This is a genomic window from Halarchaeum nitratireducens (assembly GCF_017874695.1).
GTDB lineage: Archaea > Halobacteriota > Halobacteria > Halobacteriales > Halobacteriaceae > Halarchaeum > Halarchaeum nitratireducens.
This window is the reverse complement of sequence record NZ_JAGIKY010000007.1, coordinates 12,451-30,526: the sequence shown is the minus strand read 5'-3', so window position 1 is coordinate 30,526 and position 18,076 is coordinate 12,451. Positions and strand designations below refer to the sequence as shown.

General features: G+C 68.1%; 21 protein-coding genes and 1 tRNA gene. 20 read left to right on the top strand and 2 right to left on the bottom strand.

Features of this window, described 5'->3' with window-relative positions; genetic code table 11:
- The first annotated feature begins 2 nt into the window (after window positions 1–2).
- From J2754_RS08115 to J2754_RS08050, 14 genes are all read left to right on the top strand, one after another.
- The gene (locus tag J2754_RS08115) at window positions 3–395 is read left to right on the top strand and encodes a 30S ribosomal protein S8 (protein ID WP_188876825.1); all 393 of its coding nucleotides are present in this window, start codon (window positions 3–5) and stop codon (window positions 393–395) included.
- 2 nt (window positions 396–397) lie between these two features.
- Window positions 398–934 (top strand): 50S ribosomal protein L6, encoded by a 537-nt coding sequence (locus J2754_RS08110; protein ID WP_188876827.1) that lies wholly within the window; start codon window positions 398–400, stop codon window positions 932–934.
- A gap of 3 nt (window positions 935–937) precedes the next feature.
- Window positions 938–1,651, top strand: coding sequence for a 50S ribosomal protein L32e (locus J2754_RS08105; RefSeq protein WP_188876828.1), 714 nt, complete (start codon window positions 938–940; stop codon window positions 1,649–1,651).
- Window positions 1,644–2,093, top strand: coding sequence for a 50S ribosomal protein L19e (locus tag J2754_RS08100; RefSeq protein ID WP_188869155.1), 450 nt, complete (start codon window positions 1,644–1,646; stop codon window positions 2,091–2,093). The genes J2754_RS08105 and J2754_RS08100 overlap by 8 nt, the downstream gene beginning before the upstream one ends.
- Window positions 2,093–2,644 carry a 50S ribosomal protein L18 gene (locus J2754_RS08095; protein ID WP_188876829.1) on the top strand — a complete coding sequence of 184 codons (552 nt, stop codon included), beginning with the start codon at window positions 2,093–2,095 and terminating at the stop codon, window positions 2,642–2,644. Before J2754_RS08100 ends, J2754_RS08095 begins: the two co-directional genes overlap by 1 nt.
- Window positions 2,645–2,647: 3 nt before the next feature.
- Window positions 2,648–3,286 carry a 30S ribosomal protein S5 gene (locus tag J2754_RS08090; protein ID WP_188876830.1) on the top strand — a complete coding sequence of 213 codons (639 nt, stop codon included), beginning with the start codon at window positions 2,648–2,650 and terminating at the stop codon, window positions 3,284–3,286.
- Window positions 3,286–3,750 (top strand): 50S ribosomal protein L30, encoded by a 465-nt coding sequence (gene rpmD, locus J2754_RS08085; RefSeq protein ID WP_188876831.1) that lies wholly within the window; start codon window positions 3,286–3,288, stop codon window positions 3,748–3,750. Before J2754_RS08090 ends, rpmD begins: the two co-directional genes overlap by 1 nt.
- Window positions 3,751–3,752: 2 nt before the next feature.
- A complete protein-coding gene (locus J2754_RS08080) occupies window positions 3,753–4,238 on the top strand; it encodes an uL15m family ribosomal protein (protein WP_188876832.1) in 486 nt (161 codons plus the stop codon).
- Between the two features lie 3 nt (window positions 4,239–4,241).
- A complete protein-coding gene (gene secY / locus J2754_RS08075) occupies window positions 4,242–5,720 on the top strand; it encodes a preprotein translocase subunit SecY (RefSeq protein WP_188876833.1) in 1,479 nt (492 codons plus the stop codon).
- 115 nt (window positions 5,721–5,835) lie between these two features.
- Window positions 5,836–6,471, top strand: coding sequence for an adenylate kinase (locus tag J2754_RS08070; RefSeq protein ID WP_188876834.1), 636 nt, complete (start codon window positions 5,836–5,838; stop codon window positions 6,469–6,471).
- A 35-nt stretch (window positions 6,472–6,506) separates the two neighbouring features.
- The gene (locus tag J2754_RS08065; RefSeq protein WP_211087149.1) at window positions 6,507–7,397 is read left to right on the top strand and encodes a DUF106 domain-containing protein; all 891 of its coding nucleotides are present in this window, start codon (window positions 6,507–6,509) and stop codon (window positions 7,395–7,397) included.
- A gap of 66 nt (window positions 7,398–7,463) precedes the next feature.
- On the top strand, window positions 7,464–8,042 hold the full coding sequence (gene cmk, locus J2754_RS08060) for a (d)CMP kinase (protein WP_188876837.1): 579 nt from the start codon (window positions 7,464–7,466) through the stop codon (window positions 8,040–8,042).
- A complete protein-coding gene (locus J2754_RS08055; protein WP_211087148.1) occupies window positions 8,043–8,918 on the top strand; it encodes an RNA-guided pseudouridylation complex pseudouridine synthase subunit Cbf5 in 876 nt (291 codons plus the stop codon).
- Between the two features lie 97 nt (window positions 8,919–9,015).
- Window positions 9,016–9,088: transfer RNA gene (locus J2754_RS08050), tRNA-Pro, on the top strand.
- Window positions 9,089–9,310: 222 nt separating this feature from the next.
- Here the strand turns inward: J2754_RS08050 and ilvD are convergent.
- Window positions 9,311–11,098 carry a dihydroxy-acid dehydratase gene (gene ilvD / locus J2754_RS08045; protein ID WP_245332937.1) on the bottom strand — a complete coding sequence of 596 codons (1,788 nt, stop codon included), beginning with the start codon at window positions 11,096–11,098 and terminating at the stop codon, window positions 9,311–9,313.
- Window positions 11,099–11,211: 113 nt separating this feature from the next.
- On the opposite strand from ilvD, the gene J2754_RS08040 reads away from it, so the two are divergent.
- The 4 genes from J2754_RS08040 to J2754_RS08025 all read left to right on the top strand — a co-directional run bounded on the left by J2754_RS08040 (window position 11,212) and on the right by J2754_RS08025 (window position 14,681).
- Window positions 11,212–12,150 carry a glycosyltransferase gene (locus tag J2754_RS08040; protein WP_188876856.1) on the top strand — a complete coding sequence of 313 codons (939 nt, stop codon included), beginning with the start codon at window positions 11,212–11,214 and terminating at the stop codon, window positions 12,148–12,150.
- Window positions 12,151–12,237: 87 nt separating this feature from the next.
- Complete coding sequence (locus J2754_RS08035; protein WP_211087147.1) at window positions 12,238–13,074, top strand: RAD55 family ATPase; 837 nt, start codon at window positions 12,238–12,240, stop codon at window positions 13,072–13,074.
- A complete protein-coding gene (locus J2754_RS08030; RefSeq protein WP_211087146.1) occupies window positions 13,071–14,318 on the top strand; it encodes a DUF8135 domain-containing protein in 1,248 nt (415 codons plus the stop codon). Before J2754_RS08035 ends, J2754_RS08030 begins: the two co-directional genes overlap by 4 nt.
- Before the next feature lie 42 nt (window positions 14,319–14,360).
- Window positions 14,361–14,681, top strand: a complete 321-nt coding sequence (locus J2754_RS08025) for a transcription factor S (RefSeq protein ID WP_188876859.1) — start codon at window positions 14,361–14,363, stop codon at window positions 14,679–14,681.
- Window positions 14,682–15,181: 500 nt separating this feature from the next.
- Here J2754_RS08025 and pdxS read toward each other — a convergent pair whose 3' ends face one another.
- Window positions 15,182–16,087, bottom strand: coding sequence for a pyridoxal 5'-phosphate synthase lyase subunit PdxS (gene pdxS / locus J2754_RS08020; RefSeq protein WP_188876860.1), 906 nt, complete (start codon window positions 16,085–16,087; stop codon window positions 15,182–15,184).
- A gap of 144 nt (window positions 16,088–16,231) precedes the next feature.
- Between pdxS and J2754_RS08015 the strand changes: the two genes are divergently transcribed.
- A complete protein-coding gene (locus tag J2754_RS08015; RefSeq protein ID WP_211087145.1) occupies window positions 16,232–16,984 on the top strand; it encodes a DUF1405 domain-containing protein in 753 nt (250 codons plus the stop codon).
- Window positions 16,985–17,020: 36 nt separating this feature from the next.
- Window positions 17,021–18,067: a hypothetical protein gene (locus tag J2754_RS08010; RefSeq protein WP_211087144.1), complete on the top strand. Its 1,047-nt coding sequence runs from the start codon at window positions 17,021–17,023 to the stop codon at window positions 18,065–18,067.
- Window positions 18,068–18,076: the final 9 nt, after the last annotated feature.

The window sequence follows — 18,076 nt, the reverse complement described above, 5'->3', positions numbered from 1 at the left end:
CAATGACAGGGAAAGACCCACTCTCCGACGCCCTCTCCGGTCTCGACAACGCCGAGAGCGTCGGACACCTCAACCACACGATATCGACCGCCTCCAACACCATCGGGTCCGTCCTCGAGGTCTTCTACGACCGCGGGTACATCGACGGCTTCGAGTTCGTCGACGACGGAAAGGGTGGCCAGTTCGAGGTCGAACTAAAGGGTGCCATCAACGAGTGCGGCCCCGTCAACCCGCGGTACTCCGTGGGTGCCGACGAGTTCGAGCAGTGGGAGAAGCGCTATCTCCCGGCTCGTGACTACGGGACGCTCATCGTGACGACCAGCCACGGCATCATGAGCCACTACGAGGCCCGCGAGGAGGGCATCGGTGGCCAGGTCATCGCTTACGTCTACTAACAATGACGCGAACAGAACTCGAGATCCCCGACGACGTCGACGCCGAAGTCGACCACCTGGAGCTGACCGTCGAGGGGCCAAACGGCTCCGTCACGCGGCGGCTCTGGTACCCCGACGTACGCGTCTCCGTCGACGACGGTGCCGTCGTCATCGAGGCGGAGTCGGAGGACGCGAAGACGAACGCCACGGTCGGGACGTTCGAGAGCCACATTACGAACATGTTCCACGGCGTGACCGAGGGCTGGGAGTACCGGATGCAAGTCCACTACTCTCACTTCCCGATGCAGGTCACCGTGGAAGATGACGAAGTGGTCATCGAGAACTTCCTCGGCGAGAAGGCGCCCCGGCGCGCGGAGATCCGCGGCGACACGGACGTGCAGATCGACGGCGAAGAGCTGACCCTCTCGGGCTCCGACAAGGAGTCCGTCGGGCAGACCGCCGCCGACATCGAGCAGCTCACCCGTGTCACCGACAAGGACACCCGCGTGTTCCAGGACGGCGTCTACATCGTCGAGAAACCGACGAAAGGAGGTGCCTGATAGATGGCAGACGACGAACCCCAGGAACTGGAAGACATCAGCGGCGTCGGCGCGAGCAAGGCCGAAGCGCTGCGTGAGGCCGGCTACGAGACGGTCGAGGACGTGAAGGCAGCGAGCCAGGACGACCTCGCGGAAGTAGACGGCGTCGGCAACGCGCTCGCGGCCCGCATCAAGGCAGACGTCGGCGGTCTCGAAGTCTCCGAGGAGACCGAGACCGAAGTCGAGGAGGAAGCGCCCGAGGCCGAGGCGGCCGAGGAGGAGACGGAAGCGGAGACGGAACTCCGCCCGCGCGGTCACGCCGACAAGACGCCGGAGCTCGACGACGAGGCCGAACGCCTCCTCGACGAGCGCCGCCGCGTCGGCAAGCCGCAGTTCAACCGACAGGACTACCACAAGAAAAAGCGGACCCCGACCTCGTGGCGCAAGCCCCGCGGCACGCTCTCGAAGCAGCGCCGCGGCATCAAGGGGAAGGGCCCGAAGGTCGAAGCCGGCTTCCGCACGCCGAAGGCGGTGCGCGGCAAACACCCGAGCGGCTTCGAGGAGGTCCGCGTCCACAACGCGGACGACCTCGACGGCGTCGACCCGGACACCGAGGCCGTCCGCATCGCCTCGAAGGTCGGTGCGCGAAAGCGCGAGACCATCGAGGAGCAGGCCGAGGAAGCGGGCATCCGCGTCCTCAACCCGACCTACATCGAAGTGGAGGTCGACAATGAGTGATCTGAGCGCACAGAAACGACTGGCCGCCGACGTCCTCGACGTCGGGAAGAACCGCGTCTGGTTCGACCCGGACGCCCAGGGCGAGATCGCGGACGCCATCACGCGCGAGGATATCCGCGAACTCGTCGACGAGGGCACGATCCGGGCCGAGACCAAGCAGGGCAACTCCCGTGGTCGCGCGCGCGAACGAGACGCGAAGCGTGCGTACGGTCACCGGAAGGGACCGGGCACGCGCCGCGGCAAGGCGGGCGCCCGCCAGAACGAGAAGGACGAGTGGAAGAGCAGCATCCGCGCACAGCGCCGCGAGCTCCGTGAGCTCCGCGACAGCGGCGAACTCACCCCCGCCCAGTACCGTGAACTCTACAACATGGCGAAGGGCGGCGAGTTCGATAGCGTGAGCCGGCTGCACAACTACATCGCGGAACACTACGGTGAGCAATAATGGCTAGCGGCCCACGATACAAAGTCCCGATGCGCCGGCGCCGCGAGGTCCGGACGGATTACCACCAGAGGTTGCGCCTCCTCAAGTCGGGCAAGCCCCGGCTTGTCGCTCGAAAGAGCAACAACAACGTCACGGCGCAGCTGATCGCGACCGGCCCCGACGGCGACGAGACGCTCGCGAGTGCACAGGCGACAGACCTCGAGGAATACGGCTGGGAAGCGCCGACCGGGAACCTCCCGTCGGCGTACCTGACCGGCTACCTCGCGGGCGTTCGCGCCCGAGAAGCGGGTCTCGACGAGGCCGTCCTCGACATCGGTCTGAACACCGCGACCCGCGGGTCGAAGGTGTTCGCCGTGCAGGAGGGCGCGATCGACGCAGGCCTCGACATCCCGCACAACGAGGACGTCTTCGCCGACTGGCAGCGCACGCGCGGCGAGCACATCGCGGACTACGCAGCACAGCTCGACGAGCCGCTCTACAGCGGCGAGTTCGACGCCACAGAACTCCCCGAGCACTTCGATGACGTGCTCGAATCCATTCAGGAGGACTAACCAATGAGCTACAACGACAGCTGGCAGCCCCAGACCCGACTCGGCCGCCGCGTGCAGGAGGGCGAGATCGAGTCGATGTCGGCGGCGCTGAACACCGGGCTCCCGCTGAAGGAGCCCGAAGTCGTCGACAACCTCCTCCCGGGGCTCGACGACGAGGTACTGGACATCAACATGGTCCAGCGGATGACGGACTCCGGCCGCCGGGTGAAGTTCCGGTGCGTCGTCGCGGTCGGTAACCGCGACGGCTTCGTCGGGTACGCCGAGGGTCGAGACGACCAGGTCGGCGGCGCCATCCAGAAGGCCATCGAGGTCGCGAAACTGAACATCATCGACGTCTCTCGCGGCTGTGGGTCGTGGGAGTGTGGCTGTGGGCGTCCGCACACGGTCGCGCTCAAGACGACCGGCAAGGCCGGGAGCGTCGAAGTCGATCTGATTCCCGCCCCGCGCGGCCTCGGTCTCGCGGGCGGTGAGACGGTCCGGCACGTCCTCGAACTCGCCGGTATCGAGGACGTCTGGACGAAGTCCGCCGGGAAGACCCGGACGACGGTGAACTTCGCGAAGGCGACGTTCAACGCCCTCCAGAACACGGCGGAGGCCCGCATCCCCGAGCGCACCCGCGAGAAGCGCGAGGTGATCGAGTGATGCAGGCCGTCGTCCAACTCCGCGGTGAGGTCGACATGCGTTCGAGCGTCGAGGACACCCTCTCGATGCTGAACCTCCACCGCGTCAACCACGCGACTCTCGTCCCGGAGACCGACGCGTACGACGGGATGATCGCGAAGGTCAACGACTACGTCGCGTACGGCGAACCGTCCCTGGAGACGGTGAAAGCCCTCATCGCGAAGCGCGCCGAGCCCCTCGAGGGCGACGCGGACGTCGACGACGAGTGGGTCGCCGAGAACACCGACTACGACGACGTCGACGATCTCGCGCGCGCGCTCTACAACGAGAACACGACGCTGCGCGAGGCGGGGCTCTCCCCCGTCGTCCGACTCCACCCGCCGCGCGGCGGCCACCAGGGCATCAAGCAGCCCCAGTCCGAGGGCGGACAGCTCGGTAAGCAGTCGACCGAGGAAGTCGACGAACTCCTCGAGAGGATGCGATAACAATGACGAGCAAGAAACGACGCCAGCGCGGCACGCGCACGCACGGTGGCGGCTCGCACAAGAACCGACGCGGTGCCGGTCACCGTGGCGGACGCGGTCGCGCTGGCCGCGACAAGCACGAGTTCCACAACTACGAACCGATCGGGAAGAGCGGCTTCAAGCGTCCCGAGAAGGCGAAGCTCGACGTCGCCGAAATCACGGTCCGCGAGCTCGACGAGGACATCGCGCTCCACGTCGCCGACGGCCTCGCCGAGGAGACCGACAACGGCTACCGAATCGACGTCCGTGACGTCGTCGAGGACGGCCACGAGGTCGACGCGGTGAAGGTCCTCGGGTCCGGGCAGGTCTACAACCAGCTCGAAGTCGTCGCCGACGCGTTCAGCGACGCTGCCGTCGACCTCCTTGAGGCCGAGGGCGGTGAGGCGGTCCTGACCGAGCGCGGTGAGGAACTCGACAGCGACGACGAGATCGACGAGAGCGAGGACTGATAGATGGGCTGGAAGGAAGCTGCCGAGCCGTACATCACCCGGATGCCGACCGTCTCGCGCCCGGAGGGCCACGTGCCCTTCAAGCGCAAGATGGCGTGGACGGCGTTCATCTTGGTGGTGTACTTCTTCCTGACGAACGTCGCCCTCTGGGGGCTCGGGCAGAACGCGACCGACCTGTTCGGGCAGTTCCGCAGTCTGCTCGCCGGCGGTCAGGGATCCGTCCTCCAGTTGGGGATCGGGCCCATCGTCACGGCGAGTATCGTCCTCCAGTTGCTCGGCGGGGCGAACCTGCTCGGGCTGGACACCAACGACCCGCGTGATCAGGCGATCTATCAGGGCCTCCAGAAGCTGCTGGTGCTCGTGATGATCTGCCTGACGGGCCTCCCGATGGTGTTCCTCGGTGGCTTCCTCCCGGCGGACACCGCGCTCGCGTCCGCGCTCGGGATCGGCGTCTTCGGCGTGAAGTGGATCATCTTCGCGCAGATCTTCGTCGGTGGCGTCCTCATCCTCTATATGGACGAGGTCATCTCGAAGTGGGGCGTCGGGTCCGGGATCGGCCTCTTCATCGTGGCCGGGGTCTCCCAGCAGCTCATCGTCGGTCTGCTCTACTGGAGCGGTGCCGGCACGGGCAGCATGGGCGTGATTCCCTACTGGATCAACGTCCTGCTCGGGAACATCGAGAACGTCACCGCGAGCTCGCTGCTGTTCAACTCGACAGTCGGGCTCCTCCCGATCATCACGACGCTGCTCATCTACGCGGTCGTCGTGTACGCGGAGTCGGTCCGCATCGAGATCCCGCTCAGCCACGCCCGCGTGAAGGGGGCCCGTGGTCGCTTCCCGGTGAAGCTCATCTACGCGAGCGTCCTGCCGATGATCTTGGTGCGCGCCCTGCAGGCGAACATCCAGTTCCTCGGCCGGATCCTCCGCGGATGGCTCGGTGAGGCCGGGATGCCCAACTGGCTCGGCGTCTACACGGTGTCGGAGCAGGCCGGCCTGCAGGTCGCGGGCGGCCTGTTCTACTACCTCGCACCCATCCACAGCCCGTCCGATTGGATGTGGTGGGTCGCCGGAGTGGGCGGCGCCGAACCGTGGCAGGTACTCCTCCGGGTCGCTATCGACCTGACCTTCATGGTCATCGGAGGTGGTATCTTCGCCATCTTCTGGGTCGAGACGGCGGACATGGGCCCGGAGGCGACGGCGAAGCAGATCCAGAACTCCGGGATGCAGATCCCGGGCTTCCGGCAGAACGTCGGCGTCATCGAGAAGGTCATGGAGCGTTACATCCCGCAGGTCACCGTGATCGGCGGCGCGCTCGTCGGCCTCCTCGCCGTCCTCGCCAACATGATGGGTACCATCGGTGGCGTCTCCGGGACGGGGCTGCTGCTTACGATCTCCATCACGTACAAACTGTACGAGGAGATCGCCGAGGAGCAGCTCATGGAGATGCATCCGATGATGCGCCAGATGTTCGGCGACCAATAACCCGGATCCCTCCGGCGTTTTCACCGTTCGATAGCCGATAGCTTCGCGTTTCGCTCGCCGTCGTCGTCGAGCGCGTTTCCGCAGACATTTATCCCGGGAGACTGAACGGCGTGTCATGAGCGACCCGCGCATCCTGATCTTGGGCGCGCCCGGCGCCGGAAAGGGCACGCAGTCGAAACGCCTCTGTGAGGCCTACGACATCGAGCACGTCACGACGGGCGACGCGCTGCGCGCGAACAAACACATGGAGACCGAGTACGGAACGCCCGCTGAGTACATGGACGCGGGCGACCTCGTCCCCGACCCTCTCGTCAACGAGATCGTCGTGGCGGCGCTCGAAGAGGCGGACGGCTTCGTCCTCGACGGCTATCCGCGCAACGAGAGTCAGGTCGAGTTCCTCGCGGACGCGACCGATCTCGACGTCGTCCTCTACCTCGACGTCTCCGAGGAGGAACTCGTCGACCGGCTCACCGGCCGTCGCGTCTGCCCGGAGTGTGGCGCGAGCTACCACGTCGAGTTCAATCCGCCCGCGGAGGCGGGCGTCTGCGACGAGTGTGGCGCGGACCTCGTCCAGCGCGACGACGACACCGAGGAGACGGTACGCGACCGCCTCGAGACCTACCGGGAGAACACCGAGGAGGTCATCGACCACTATCGAGGCACCGACGCGTTCGTCGAGATCGACGGCGAACAGACGCCCGACGAGGTCTGGGCGGACGTGAAGGCCGCGGTCGATTCGCGCGCGGAGTAAAAGGTTCATGAACGCCCCCACCGGAGGTACGTAGCATGGCACGGACCGCGGAAAAGGTGCGGGACCTCGTCGCCGAGGACCCCGAGATGCGCGACGCCGTCACCGCCCTCCTCGATCACGAGGGGGAGACGATCGAGTGGCGCGACGTCAACGAGTCGCTGACCAGCGGCCAGTGGGGGCGCCTCATCGAGAAAGGCGTCCTCGAGGAGGCCGGCGGCGGCTTCCAGCTCGCCGACCCCGACGCCGTCCGCGAGGGTCTCACGGGCGACGACGAAGCCGCCTACGAGGGCGGCAGTGACGTCGAACTACCGGACGACGAGGAGAGCTCGTGGACGACGTACGACAAGGCCGCGGGGGTCATCGCGTTGGTCATGATGAGCGGCTACTACTACCACCCGATTCGCCGGACGGTCGGGCCGGCCATCGACGTCCTCCTCGGCCCGCTGAACGGGCTGTTACCGTTCTTCGTCGTCGTGATGGTGCTCGCCGTCTGTACGGGGTTCTGGACGTCGATCATCCAGGCGAACCTGATGGACTTCGACAAGATGTCCGTCTATCAGGAACGGATGCAGGACATCCAGGAGCGTCAGAAGGCAGCGCGCGAGCGCGGTGACGAGGAGGCGCTCGATCGCATCCAGAAGGAGCAGATGGAGGCGATGGGCGACCAGCTCGGGATGTTCAAGATGCAGTTCCGTCCGATGGTCTGGATCATGCTCCTCACCATTCCAGTCTTCCTCTGGATGTACTGGAAGCTCGGACGGATCGATCGGGGCGTCGAGCTCGTCCTCCCGCTCGTCGGCCACACCCACCTCAAGGACACCATCGGCGGGTTCATGCCGGCGTGGATCGTCTGGTACTTCCTCTGCTCGATGGGGTTCAGCCAGATCGTCCGCAAGGGCTTGGGCATCCAGACGACGCCCACGTGAGCGGGGCTCGGTCGCGCACACGCGGCGCTTCGTAAACTCCTTACTCCGCGCGTGCCGATGGCGACTATGTTGGTCACGATCTCCGGGCCGCCGGGCAGCGGGAAGTCCACGGTGGCGTCCACGCTCGCGGACCACCTCGGCTACGAGCACACCTCCGGTGGCGACATCTTCCGCGGGCTCGCCGACGAGCGCGGGCTCACGCTCGAAGAGTTCAACGAACTCGCGGAGGAGGACCCGCAGATCGACAAGGAACTCGACGAACAGCTGCGCGAGACGGCGCGCGAACGCGACGACGTCGTCCTCGAATCCCGCCTCGCGGGCTGGATGGCGGGTGAGTACGCGGACATCAAGATCTGGCTCGACGCGCCGCTCGGGACGCGGTGTCGTCGGATCGCCGAACGCGAAGGCAAGACGCCCGCCGCCGCCCGCAAGGAGACGGAGAAGCGCGAGGCCTCCGAGAACGCGCGATACGCCGAGTATTACGACATCGACTTCGACGACCTCACGATCTACGATCTCTCCGTGAACACCGCGCGGTGGGGGCCCGAGGAGGTGACGGATATCGTCCTCTACGCCGTCGACGCGTACGTCCCCTCGCAGGACGAGGGACCGACGCCGATCGACGACGTCCGCTACGAGTTCTAGATGCGCCGCGTGGCCCCCGAAGAGCGCGATATCGACGCCCTCCGTGAGTTCGGCGTGGTGAATCTGGACAAGCCCCCGGGTCCCTCCGCACACCAGGTTTCGGCGTGGATCCGCGACATGGTCGGCGTGGAGAAGGCCGCCCACGCCGGGACGCTCGATCCGAAGGTCACCGGTTGCCTCCCCGTCCTGACGGGAACGGCCACGCGTCTCGCGCCCGCGCTCCTCGAAGGTCCGAAGGAGTACGTCGCCGTCCTCGAACTCCACGCCCGCGCGCCGACGGATCTCGAGACCGTCCTCGACGAGTTCGAGGGCCCGCTCTACCAGAAACCCCCGCGCAAGAGCGCCGTCGCGCGCCGCCTGCGCGTCCGCGAGGTGTACGACCTCGAGGTGCTCGAGCTCTCCGACGACCGCCGACGGGTCCTCGTCCGCATTCGCTGTGAGAGCGGGACTTACGTCCGCAAACTCTGTCACGACCTCGGTCTCGCGCTCGGAACCGGCGCGCACATGGGTGACCTGCGCCGGAGCGCGACCGGGCCGTTCGACGACGCCTCCCTCGTGACTCTCCACGACCTCGCAGACGCCCTCGCCGAGTGGCGCGAGCGCGGCGACGAGACGTGGCTCCGGGACGCCCTCGCACCCGCAGAGGACGCGCTGACTCACCTCCCCTCGGTCACCATCGCACCCTCCGCCGCCGACTCCGTCGCCGACGGTGCGCCCGTGTTCGCACCCGGCGTCATCGACGCCGTCGACGTGGATCACGGTGCGCTCGTCGCCTGCTACACGCCGAACGGGTCGGTCGTCTGCCTCGGTCGCCTCGTCGGTGATCCCCACGCCGACACGGGGGAAGTCGTCTCGCTCGAACGCGTTCTCGTCTGACACACGGCGGCCAACCGGATCCGACGTCGGATCCCGATGATCTCATCCGTCGTCGAAACGAAGGCCTTAATGTCGGCACCCGCCTCCCACGAAATACGGGGCCGTGGGGTAGCTTGGTATCCTCGGCGGATGGGGTCCGTCGGACTTGAGTTCGAATCTCAACGGTCCCACTCCCACTTTCGTTGCTTCTACACAAACAGTAGTAGAAGCGCTATCATTCCATTTTGCACGATCTGAGACTGAAATTCAGAAAACAAGTCCTGCAATTTGGGGCGCTGCTGTGACGGGCGGTTTCGTCCGTAGTACGATCGACGAGAACCCCCAGGTGACGGCTGAGATCGCATCGACGCTCGTCGGGAAACGCCGCGTCGTCGATCAGACGCGAGCTTCGCTTAGTCGTCGCGCTTGATGGCGGGGTTCGTCACGGCGCCGTTCGCCGCGGAGTCGAACATGTCGCCGTACTTGCGGAGGAAGCCGCCCGCGTACTGGATCTCGGGGCGCTCGTACTCTTCGAGGCGCGCCTCGAGTTCCTCCTCGGAGAGGTCGACGGAGAGTTCGCGCTCGCGGACGTCGACGGTCACGGTATCGCCGTCTTCGAGGGCGGCGATGGGGCCGCCGACGACGGACTCGGGGGCGACGTGGCCGATCATCGGGCCGCGGGTCGCACCGCTGAAACGGCCGTCGGTGAGGAGCGCGACGTCGTCCTCGTGGCCTTGACCGACGACGGCGGCGGTGACGCCGAGCATCTCGCGCATGCCGGGACCGCCGCGTGGGCCCTCGTTGCGGATGACGATGACGTCACCGGATTCGATCTCGCCGCCCTGTACGTACGCCATCGCGTCCTCCTCGGTGTCGAAGACGCGCGCGGGGCCCTCGTGGTGGAAGCCCTCCTCGCCGGTGACCTTGAGGACGCCCCCGTCGGGCGCGAGGTTCCCCGTGAGGATCTTGATCGCGCCCTCCTCGTGGAAGGGATCGTCGACCGTCGCGAGGAAGTCCGCGTCGATGTCCTCGTCGGCGGGCAGGTCGAGCGTCTCCAGTTCCTCCGCGATGGTGTTGCCGGTGACGGTCATCGCGTCGCCGTGGATGTAGCCGCCGTCGAGGAGACGGCGGATGACGATGGGGACGCCGCCGACGTCGTGGAGGTCCTTCATGACGCGCGTGCCGCCGGGCTGGAGGTTGGCGATCTTCGGCGTGCGCTTACTGATCTCGTCGAACTCCTCAATGGAGAGGTCGACGCCGGCCTCGGCGGCGAGCGCGAGGACGTGGAGGACGCCGTTCGTGGAACCGCCGAGCGCGACCTGCACGGCGATGGCGTTCTCGAAGGACTCCTTCGTGAGGATGTCGCTCGGACGCCGGTCGTTCTCGACGGCGTCGAGGACGACCTTCCCGGCCTCGCGGGCGACTTCGAGGCGCTCCTCGCTCTCGGCGAGCGGGGAGGCCGACCCGAGCGGAGCGAGTCCGAGCGTCTCGCTGATGGAGGCCATCGTGTTCGCGGTGAACATCCCCCCACAGGAGCCCGCGCCGGGGCAGGCCTCGTGCTCCATCTCGTAGAGTTCCTCCTCGGTCATGTCGCCGGAGGCGACGCTGCCGACGCCCTCGAAGACGTTCTGGACCGTGATCTCGCGGCCCTCGTGGTGGCCGGGCATGATGGAGCCACCGTAGAGGAAGACGCTCGGCAGGTCGGTGCGGATGGCGGCCATCATCATGCCGGGGAGGTTCTTATCACAGCCCCCGACGGTGACGAGCGCGTCCATCCGCTCGGCGAAGGAGACGAGCTCGACGGAGTCGGCGATCACTTCCCGGGAGATGAGCGAGGCCTTCATTCCCTCCGTCCCCATGGAGATGGCGTCGCTGACGGTGACGGTGCCGAACTCGATGGGCATCCCGCCCTCCTCGTCGATGCCGACGGTCGCGGCGTTCGCGACGTCGTCGAGGTGGACGTTGCACGGCGTGATGTCCGCCGCGGGGTTGGCGACGCCGACCATCGGCGACGCGAGGTCCTTGTCGTCGTACCCCATCGCGCGGAACATCGCGCGGTGGGGCGCGCGGTCGGGGCCTTCGGTGACCTCGGTGCTACGCAGCTCGGGGTCCTTTCCGGGCTTCTCGTCGGCCCCGTCGCTCGCGCCGTCGGGCACTGACGGCTCCGTCTCGTCCGGGTTCGACTCCGGTTTGCCGCTCATTGTCGGACCTTGCCCGTCGGCGGGCATAAACCCAGCGCGACGGGCGCGTGTTGTCGTGGCACACTCGGGACGACCCCGCGGCTTTCTTTGCGCTCCGTCGCGCGTGCGGTGGTATGCACGTCGCGGTCGCACACTACCCGGAGGGCGCGGGCCACGCCACGCGGATGCTCGCCGTCGCGCGCGAACTCGAAGCCCGCGGCGCGACGGTGTCGCTCGCCGGCGGCGGACCCGGAAAGCGCTTCGTCGACCTCCTCGGCTACGACGAGTACGTCCCGACCCCCGTCGACTACGTCGGCGACTACCAGGGTTCGGGGGGGATCGCCGCGACGCTCACGGGGAGCGTCCCGGCGAGCGTCCGTCGCGTCCGTGACCTCTCCGGCTGGCTCCGTGACGAGGACCCGGATCGCCTCGTCACCGACGATATGTTCGCGGCGATGGCGGCACCGCTCGCGGGTGTCCCCTGCTACGTCACGACGCACAACGCCCCGGGGTTCTACGACGACCCGGTCGAGCGCGCGGGCGCGGCCGTCCTCACAGCCTATCAGCGCGGCGTTGCCCGCGACTTCTACTACCCGACCGTCTGGCCGCGCGCCGCCGCCGACCCCGACGGCGTGACGCGCGTGCCGCCGCTCGCGCTCGACGTCGACGCGCCCGTCGTCGGCGATCCGGACGTCGTCGTCCTCCCCAGCACGTACTCGACGGCGCTCGACGAGAGCGTCGCGCGCCTCCGCGAGGCCGGCCGCGACGTGACGCTCGTCGGCGGCGACGACTGGGAACCCGTCGCCTCGATGCTACCGACGCTCCGCGCCGCCGACCTCGTCCTCTGTCCCGGCTACTCGACGGTGATGGAGGCGGCGGTCGCCGGGACGCCCTGCCTGATCTACCCCTTCACGAGCGAGCAGCGCGGCGTCGCGCGCCTCGCCTCGCGTGCGACCGGCTTTCGCACCGTCGCCTCGCCCGACGAGGTCGTCCGTGCCGCCCGAGACCCGCCGGACGCCCCGACGTACGAGAACGGCGCGGGCCGCGTCGCCGTCGGCGTCCTCGACGGGTAGGGAAACGCTACCGCTTCCCCTGACGGGGTCGATCGAGCCGTCGCGTCCTCCATAACTGGTAAGCGCCGGGCGCGCTCATGGGAGCGTATGGCGAGGTTACCGTTCGGCGTCTCGCGTTTCGACGGGCAGATCGGGGGCGGTGCCCCGGCGGGGAGCGTCGTGCTCCTCGCGGGGAGCGCGGGCGCCGGCGCACGCGAGTTCCTCTACACGAGCACCGTCTTCAACGGCATGCTCAAGGACGACCCCGAGCTCTTCGACCTCCACTACGGTGATCTCGAACCCGGCGTCGAGCCGCCCGCGGAGGTCCACTACGTCTCCTTCTCGGCGAGCCGCGGGGACGTCAGCCGCGAGATCACGTTCTCGATGGACAACGAGATCGTCGCCTCCGGGCTCTCCGGTGTGACGTTCGCCGATCTCTCCGCCGAGTACTTCCAGTTGAGCCCGGTCCCCCGCGAGTGGTACGCCGACGACCCCCGATCGCTCGCCGAACTCGGGAACACGACCGATCGGCGGGGCGTCATCCAGGCGTTCGCCGACTACCTCGACGAGCACGCCGCGGACAGCCTCGTCGTCGTCGACTCCCTCACGGACCTCGTCGGCGACCAGCAGCGCGAGCGCTCGTGGGCCGACGTCGTCTACCTCCTCAAGGGGCTGCGCAAGGCCACCCGCGAGTGGGACGGGCTGATCCTCCTCCACCTCTCGCGCGACGCGATCACCGACACCGAGTTCGGAGAGCTGATGGCCTGCGTCGACGGCACCGTCCAGTTCGGCTGGGAGACCGGCGGGAACGAACGCGTCCGGACGATGTTCGTCCAGGAGTTCCGGGGCGTCCTCAGCCAGCTCGAGGAGGACGACATCGTTCGCTTCGAGACCGAGATCCACGAGGCCGGCTTCGACGTCTCGAACGTCCGGAAGATCCGATGAGCGACGACGAGCACGCCGACGACGCCGGATCCCCGGATGACGTGGCGACGACCGACCCGCCGCCGGACGAGGAGCGCGGTGTCCCGACGCTCGACGGAGCCGATGAAGACCGCGAGGACCGTGAAGCCGCCGGCGACCTCTTCGAGGAGGTGGACGTCGAGGGCGACCCGGCTGACGCGAGCGCGTGGGAGACACTCACCGAGGGCGAGGTCGATTCGGCCGACTCCGGGGACGTCGACGGAACCGTCCGCGTGATCTCGGATCGCACCTGCCACGGCTGTCGCTTCTTCGCCGACCCGCCGGCCCTCGAATGCACCCATCCGGGGACGGAGATCCGCCGCGTCGTCGACAGCGAGCGCTTCGAGGTCGTCGACTGCCCGATGGTCGTCGAGGACATCGACGTCGCGGACACGTCTCGCGACGAGGTGGAAGCGCACGTCGAGCGGGACGACGTCGATTTCGGCCGTGACGCGAGCGGCGGAGACGCGGCCCCCGCGACTGACACCGACGACGGTGGCGACGGTGCCGGCGACACCGACGGCACCGGCGACGGACTGGTCGGACTCCGCGACGAGACGGACGACGACCGCGACGCGACGGCGGGGGTCACGGATCGAGGGACTGCGTCGGCCGACGACCCGAACGGCGACGAATCGAACCCGGCCCACGACGAGCAGCGCGCGGTCGACGAGCCCGCAACGGGCGACGAGCCAGTCACTCCGTCCGACGTGGAGGCTAGGGCGGTCGACGACGCCACCGCCGGGGCCGCCGACGAGACCTCCGCCTCGTCCGACGGCAGTAGCGAGGACGCCGATGCCGAGAGCACGACCGCCACGTCGGACGACGGCGGGCCGAACGCGGCCGCCGCGTCGGCTGGCGGACGCGAGTCCGTAGCGCCCGACGACCTCACGCGGGGTGACGCCGACGAATCGACCGCTGGCGCTACCACGGTCGACGCCGACGGGACGGTAGCGTCGATCGGCGCCGACGAGACGGACGGGCCGGTCGACGCCACGGACGCTCCCGAGGACGACGACGGCATCGCAGACGACAGCACCCCGGACACTTCCGGGGACGACGCCGACATCGAGGACGACGACTCGGGGACGTCGACCACCGGGGGTGACTCGATCTCGCCGGACGAGATCACGTGGGGTGACGAGGACGGCGAGGACGACGAGGGCGACGACGTTGACGGCAACGACCCCGCGATCGAGTGGGCGAACGACGACGACGGGGCGTAGCGAAAGCGGGGACTTTTCGGCGTTCGTACCCTCGCCGCACGTATGCAGTTCTGCGACGAGTGCGGGTCGATGATGCACGCCGACGGTGACGTGATGGTCTGTTCGAGCTGCGGGCACGAGCAGGGCCGCGACGCCGATAGCGAAGCCGACTACGTCACGACCGACGCGCAGGACGACAGCGACGTCATCGAGACGACCGAGAACGCCGATGACGAGGGCAAACCCACCGCCGAGGTCGTCTGTGACGCCTGTGGCAACGACGAGGCGTGGTACACGATCAAGCAGACCGGCGCCGCCGACGAACCCCCGACGCGCTTTTTCAAGTGCACCGAGTGCGGCCACCGGTGGCGGAGTTATAACTAACCATCTTTCTCCGGCAGGGAGTCGCCTGCGGCGACCCCCGTACCGCAAAAACATGGGTGAAAAAGGCCGGTCGCCGTAGGCGACCGGTGAATCGCCTCGCTCGGGTCTTCCAGACCGCTCGCTCGGCGAACGCTAGCCTCGTGGTTTGGTTCGTCGGCCCTCGCCGTGGAAAAGCCGCTTAGTCTCTGTGCGACCCTTCCCTGCGCTCGCCGGAAAAATCTCGACTGAAAGCTATCGCCACCCCCCAGCGTGGCTTTGTCACGATTTGAGGGATTCCTCGGCCCGCTCTCTCCACGGTGCTCTCTTGGAGCTCATGTCGTTCGTATTCTGACCAGGCGTCCACGTGGCTAACGTTCGCGCGAACGAGCGGTCCGGAGGACCCGGTAGTGAGCGCGATTCACCGCGAACGCGCACGGCGCGTTCGCGGGAGTTTTTCTCCCGTGTTTCTGCGAGGAGCGGTTCGGCTTCGCCGAATCGGAGTCGTGAAAAGACGGTCGTTCTTAGTTGCCGCGGCCCTGCAGCTTCTCTTCTTCGGGGAGGTCGGCGTTGGCCTCGCCCTTCATGCCGGCGCCGATGTCGGAGGCGATCTCTTCGAGGCGCTCGGGGTCGTCGTGGTTGTTGACGGCGTCGACGATGGCGCGCCCCATCTTCTCGGGGTCCTCGGCGCCGAAGATGCCGGAGCCGACGAAGATGCCGTCGCACTCGTGGTACATCATGAGCGCGGCGTCGGCGGGCGTGGCGATGCCGCCGGCGGCGAAGTTGACGACGGGGAGGCGGCCCATCTCGGCGGTCTCGTGGACGAGTTCCCGCGGCGCTTCGTGTTCGCGGGCCCACATGACGCGCTCCTCGTGGTTCATCCCCTCGAGCTTGCGGATCTCGCTCTTGATGTTACGCTGGTGGTGAACGGCCTGGTTGACGTCCCCGGTGCCGGCCTCGCCCTTGGTTCGGATCATCGCGGCGCCCTCGTCGATGCGGCGGAGGGCCTCGCCGAGGTTGCGTGCGCCGCAGACGAACGGCGCGGTGAAGTCGCGCTTGTCGATGTGGTACGTGTCGTCGGCGGGGGTGAGGACTTCCGACTCGTCGATCATGTCCGCGCCCGCGACCTCCATGATCTCGGCTTCCTTGCGGTGGCCGATGCGGACCTTCCCCATGACGGGGATCGAGACCTCCTCGATGATCTCGTCGATGGTGCCGGGGTCGGCCATCCGCGCGACGCCGCCGCGTTTGCGGATGTCGGCGGGCACGGCTTCGAGGTGCATGACGGCGACCGCGCCCGCGTCCTCCGCGATGCGGGCCTGCTCGGCGTTCACGACGTCCATGATGACGCCGCCTTTCTGCATGCGTGCGAAGCCCCGCTTCACGAGGTCCGTCCCGCGTTTGAGGTCCTCGATGTCCGTTTCGGTCATGCCTCGTGGTAACGCCGGGACCGCCAAAGGAATGCCGGTTGCGGTGCCCGCGTCCGCCGTCGATCCCCGGCGCGCGTCGGCGGCGGGCGTCCCGCCGGCCGGCGACCACCACGCTATATGCGCTCCGGGCGCCTCGTCGCGCCTATGTCGGCACTTCCCGCGTGGCTTTGCCGCCCGCGCGATACGCTCCCCGATCCCGAGGACCTGCCGTGGTACGCCGCGCCGCTTCCGACTCGCCTCGAAGACGTCGGCCTCCGTCTCGTCTGGCCGGTCGTCCTCGCCAACGCCATCGGGACGCTGTTCGGCTTCTGGTACTACGTCCCGCAGCTCTCCGTCGAACCGACCGCGCTCTGGGTCTTCGTCCCGGACAGTCCCGTGGCGACGCTGTTCGTCGCGTGCTCGCTCGCGCTCTGGGCGCGCGGGCGCGGCGGCGAGTGGGTGCACGCCCTCGCCTTCTACGGCTGTCTGATCCTCGGCCTCTGGACGCCGTACGTCCTCCTCGTCTTCCGGGAGGGCTTCTCCTACCTCCCGCTCCCGATGTACGCCTTCCTCTGCTGTTCGCATCTCGCCATGGCCGTCGAGGCGTTCGTGATCCAACGGTACGCCGAGTTCCCCGTCCGCGCCGTCTCGATCGCGCTCGCGTGGTACGGCTGTAACCTCCTCCTCGACTACTTCGTCCCCGTGCTCGGCACCCCCCACCACACCTTCGTCCCGCCCGAGTCCGTGGGGTACGCGGTCGGCTCGTTCCTCGGCCAGTCGCTCCTCTCGGGGCCGGTCGTGCATCCGCCCGACGCCCACGCGCTCGCCGCCGCGGGCGCCGTGACGGTCACCCTCCTCGCCACCTTCCTCGCGCTCTCGACGCGCGTCGCCAAACTCCGGGCTCGGCGCGCCGACTGACGGACGTTTTTGAGGCTCGCCGCCCTCCCGGTCCCTATGTCCCTCTACGACCGCGTCGCCGACCTCCCCTTCTACGTCACGACGATCGAGCGCGAGCGCAACGCCCGCGAGACGTCGAGCGGCTTCGAGCGCGTCACGACGACGTTCGTCTTTCGGGGGCCGGGCGGGAACACCGCGGGCCGCGGCGAGGACGTCACCTACGACGCCGTCGACCACGACGCCCTCGACGCCGCCTTCGACGAACTCACGGGCCGCTGGACGTTCGCGGAGTTCGCGGCGCGCCTCGACGACGCCGACCTCTTCCCGTCGAAGCCGCCGGAGCGCGAGGACTCCCGGCACTACCGGCGCTGGGGGCTCGAATCCGCGGCGCTCGACCTCGCGCTCAAGCAGTCCGTCACGTCGCTCTCCGAGGTCTTCGGCGTCGATCCCGCGCCCGTCTCGTTCGTCGCCTCCGCGCGCCTCCCCGGCGGCGACACCGATCGCGTTCATCGCCTCTGCGAGCGCCGCCCCGAACTGGGGTTCAAACTCGATCCGGAGGGCGACTGGCCGGCCGAGACGTTCGCCGACCTCCGCGAGACGAGCGCGGTCCGCATCCTCGACCTGAAGGGGTACTACGAGGGGACCGAGGTCGACCAGGCGCCCGACCTCGACCTCTACGAGCGCGTCTTCGACGTTCCCGGGACCATCGTCGAGGACCCCGCGCTCACCTCGGAGACGCGACCGCTCGTCGAGGCGAACGCCGACCGGATCGCCTTCGACGCGCCCGTCACGGGCGTCGAGAGCGCCGACGCGCTCCCGGTCGAGCCCGCCTGGCTGAACGTCAAGCCCTCGCGCTTCGGGAGCGTCGAGTCGCTTTTCGACACGATCGAGTGGGCGGCGGACAACGGCGTCGGCTGTTACGGCGGCGGCCAGTTCGAACTCGACGTCGGGCGCACGCACGTCCAATTGCTCGCGTCGCTGCTCTACCCGAACGCGCCGAACGACGTCGCGCCCCGCGTCTACAACGATCCGGACGTCCCCGCGGACCCGCCGGCCAGTCCCCTGGACGCGCCGGCGAACGCCCGCGGGCTGGAGTGGGGGTAGGGATTTGGT

What these genes read in the sequence shown, in the direction of transcription:
- J2754_RS08035 (WP_211087147.1), top strand. Translation starts at nt 12,238, where the DNA reads ATGGCGAGGTTACCGTTCGGCGTCTCGCGTTTCGACGGGCAGATCGGG.
- J2754_RS08095 (WP_188876829.1), top strand. Translation starts at nt 2,093, where the DNA reads ATGGCTAGCGGCCCACGATACAAAGTCCCGATGCGCCGGCGCCGCGAG.
- J2754_RS08105 (WP_188876828.1), top strand. Translation starts at nt 938, where the DNA reads ATGGCAGACGACGAACCCCAGGAACTGGAAGACATCAGCGGCGTCGGC.
- J2754_RS08030 (WP_211087146.1), top strand. Translation starts at nt 13,071, where the DNA reads ATGAGCGACGACGAGCACGCCGACGACGCCGGATCCCCGGATGACGTG.
- J2754_RS08055 (WP_211087148.1), top strand. Translation starts at nt 8,043, where the DNA reads ATGCGCCGCGTGGCCCCCGAAGAGCGCGATATCGACGCCCTCCGTGAG.
- rpmD (WP_188876831.1), top strand. Translation starts at nt 3,286, where the DNA reads ATGCAGGCCGTCGTCCAACTCCGCGGTGAGGTCGACATGCGTTCGAGC.
- J2754_RS08070 (WP_188876834.1), top strand. Translation starts at nt 5,836, where the DNA reads ATGAGCGACCCGCGCATCCTGATCTTGGGCGCGCCCGGCGCCGGAAAG.
- J2754_RS08065 (WP_211087149.1), top strand. Translation starts at nt 6,507, where the DNA reads ATGGCACGGACCGCGGAAAAGGTGCGGGACCTCGTCGCCGAGGACCCC.
- secY (WP_188876833.1), top strand. Translation starts at nt 4,242, where the DNA reads ATGGGCTGGAAGGAAGCTGCCGAGCCGTACATCACCCGGATGCCGACC.
- J2754_RS08025 (WP_188876859.1), top strand. Translation starts at nt 14,361, where the DNA reads ATGCAGTTCTGCGACGAGTGCGGGTCGATGATGCACGCCGACGGTGAC.
- J2754_RS08110 (WP_188876827.1), top strand. Translation starts at nt 398, where the DNA reads ATGACGCGAACAGAACTCGAGATCCCCGACGACGTCGACGCCGAAGTC.
- J2754_RS08100 (WP_188869155.1), top strand. Translation starts at nt 1,644, where the DNA reads ATGAGTGATCTGAGCGCACAGAAACGACTGGCCGCCGACGTCCTCGAC.
- J2754_RS08090 (WP_188876830.1), top strand. Translation starts at nt 2,648, where the DNA reads ATGAGCTACAACGACAGCTGGCAGCCCCAGACCCGACTCGGCCGCCGC.
- J2754_RS08010 (WP_211087144.1), top strand. Translation starts at nt 17,021, where the DNA reads ATGTCCCTCTACGACCGCGTCGCCGACCTCCCCTTCTACGTCACGACG.
- J2754_RS08080 (WP_188876832.1), top strand. Translation starts at nt 3,753, where the DNA reads ATGACGAGCAAGAAACGACGCCAGCGCGGCACGCGCACGCACGGTGGC.
- ilvD (WP_245332937.1), bottom strand. Translation starts at nt 11,098, where the DNA reads ATGAGCGGCAAACCGGAGTCGAACCCGGACGAGACGGAGCCGTCAGTG.
- cmk (WP_188876837.1), top strand. Translation starts at nt 7,464, where the DNA reads ATGTTGGTCACGATCTCCGGGCCGCCGGGCAGCGGGAAGTCCACGGTG.
- J2754_RS08115 (WP_188876825.1), top strand. Translation starts at nt 3, where the DNA reads ATGACAGGGAAAGACCCACTCTCCGACGCCCTCTCCGGTCTCGACAAC.
- J2754_RS08015 (WP_211087145.1), top strand. Translation starts at nt 16,232, where the DNA reads ATGTCGGCACTTCCCGCGTGGCTTTGCCGCCCGCGCGATACGCTCCCC.
- pdxS (WP_188876860.1), bottom strand. Translation starts at nt 16,087, where the DNA reads ATGACCGAAACGGACATCGAGGACCTCAAACGCGGGACGGACCTCGTG.
- J2754_RS08040 (WP_188876856.1), top strand. Translation starts at nt 11,212, where the DNA reads ATGCACGTCGCGGTCGCACACTACCCGGAGGGCGCGGGCCACGCCACG.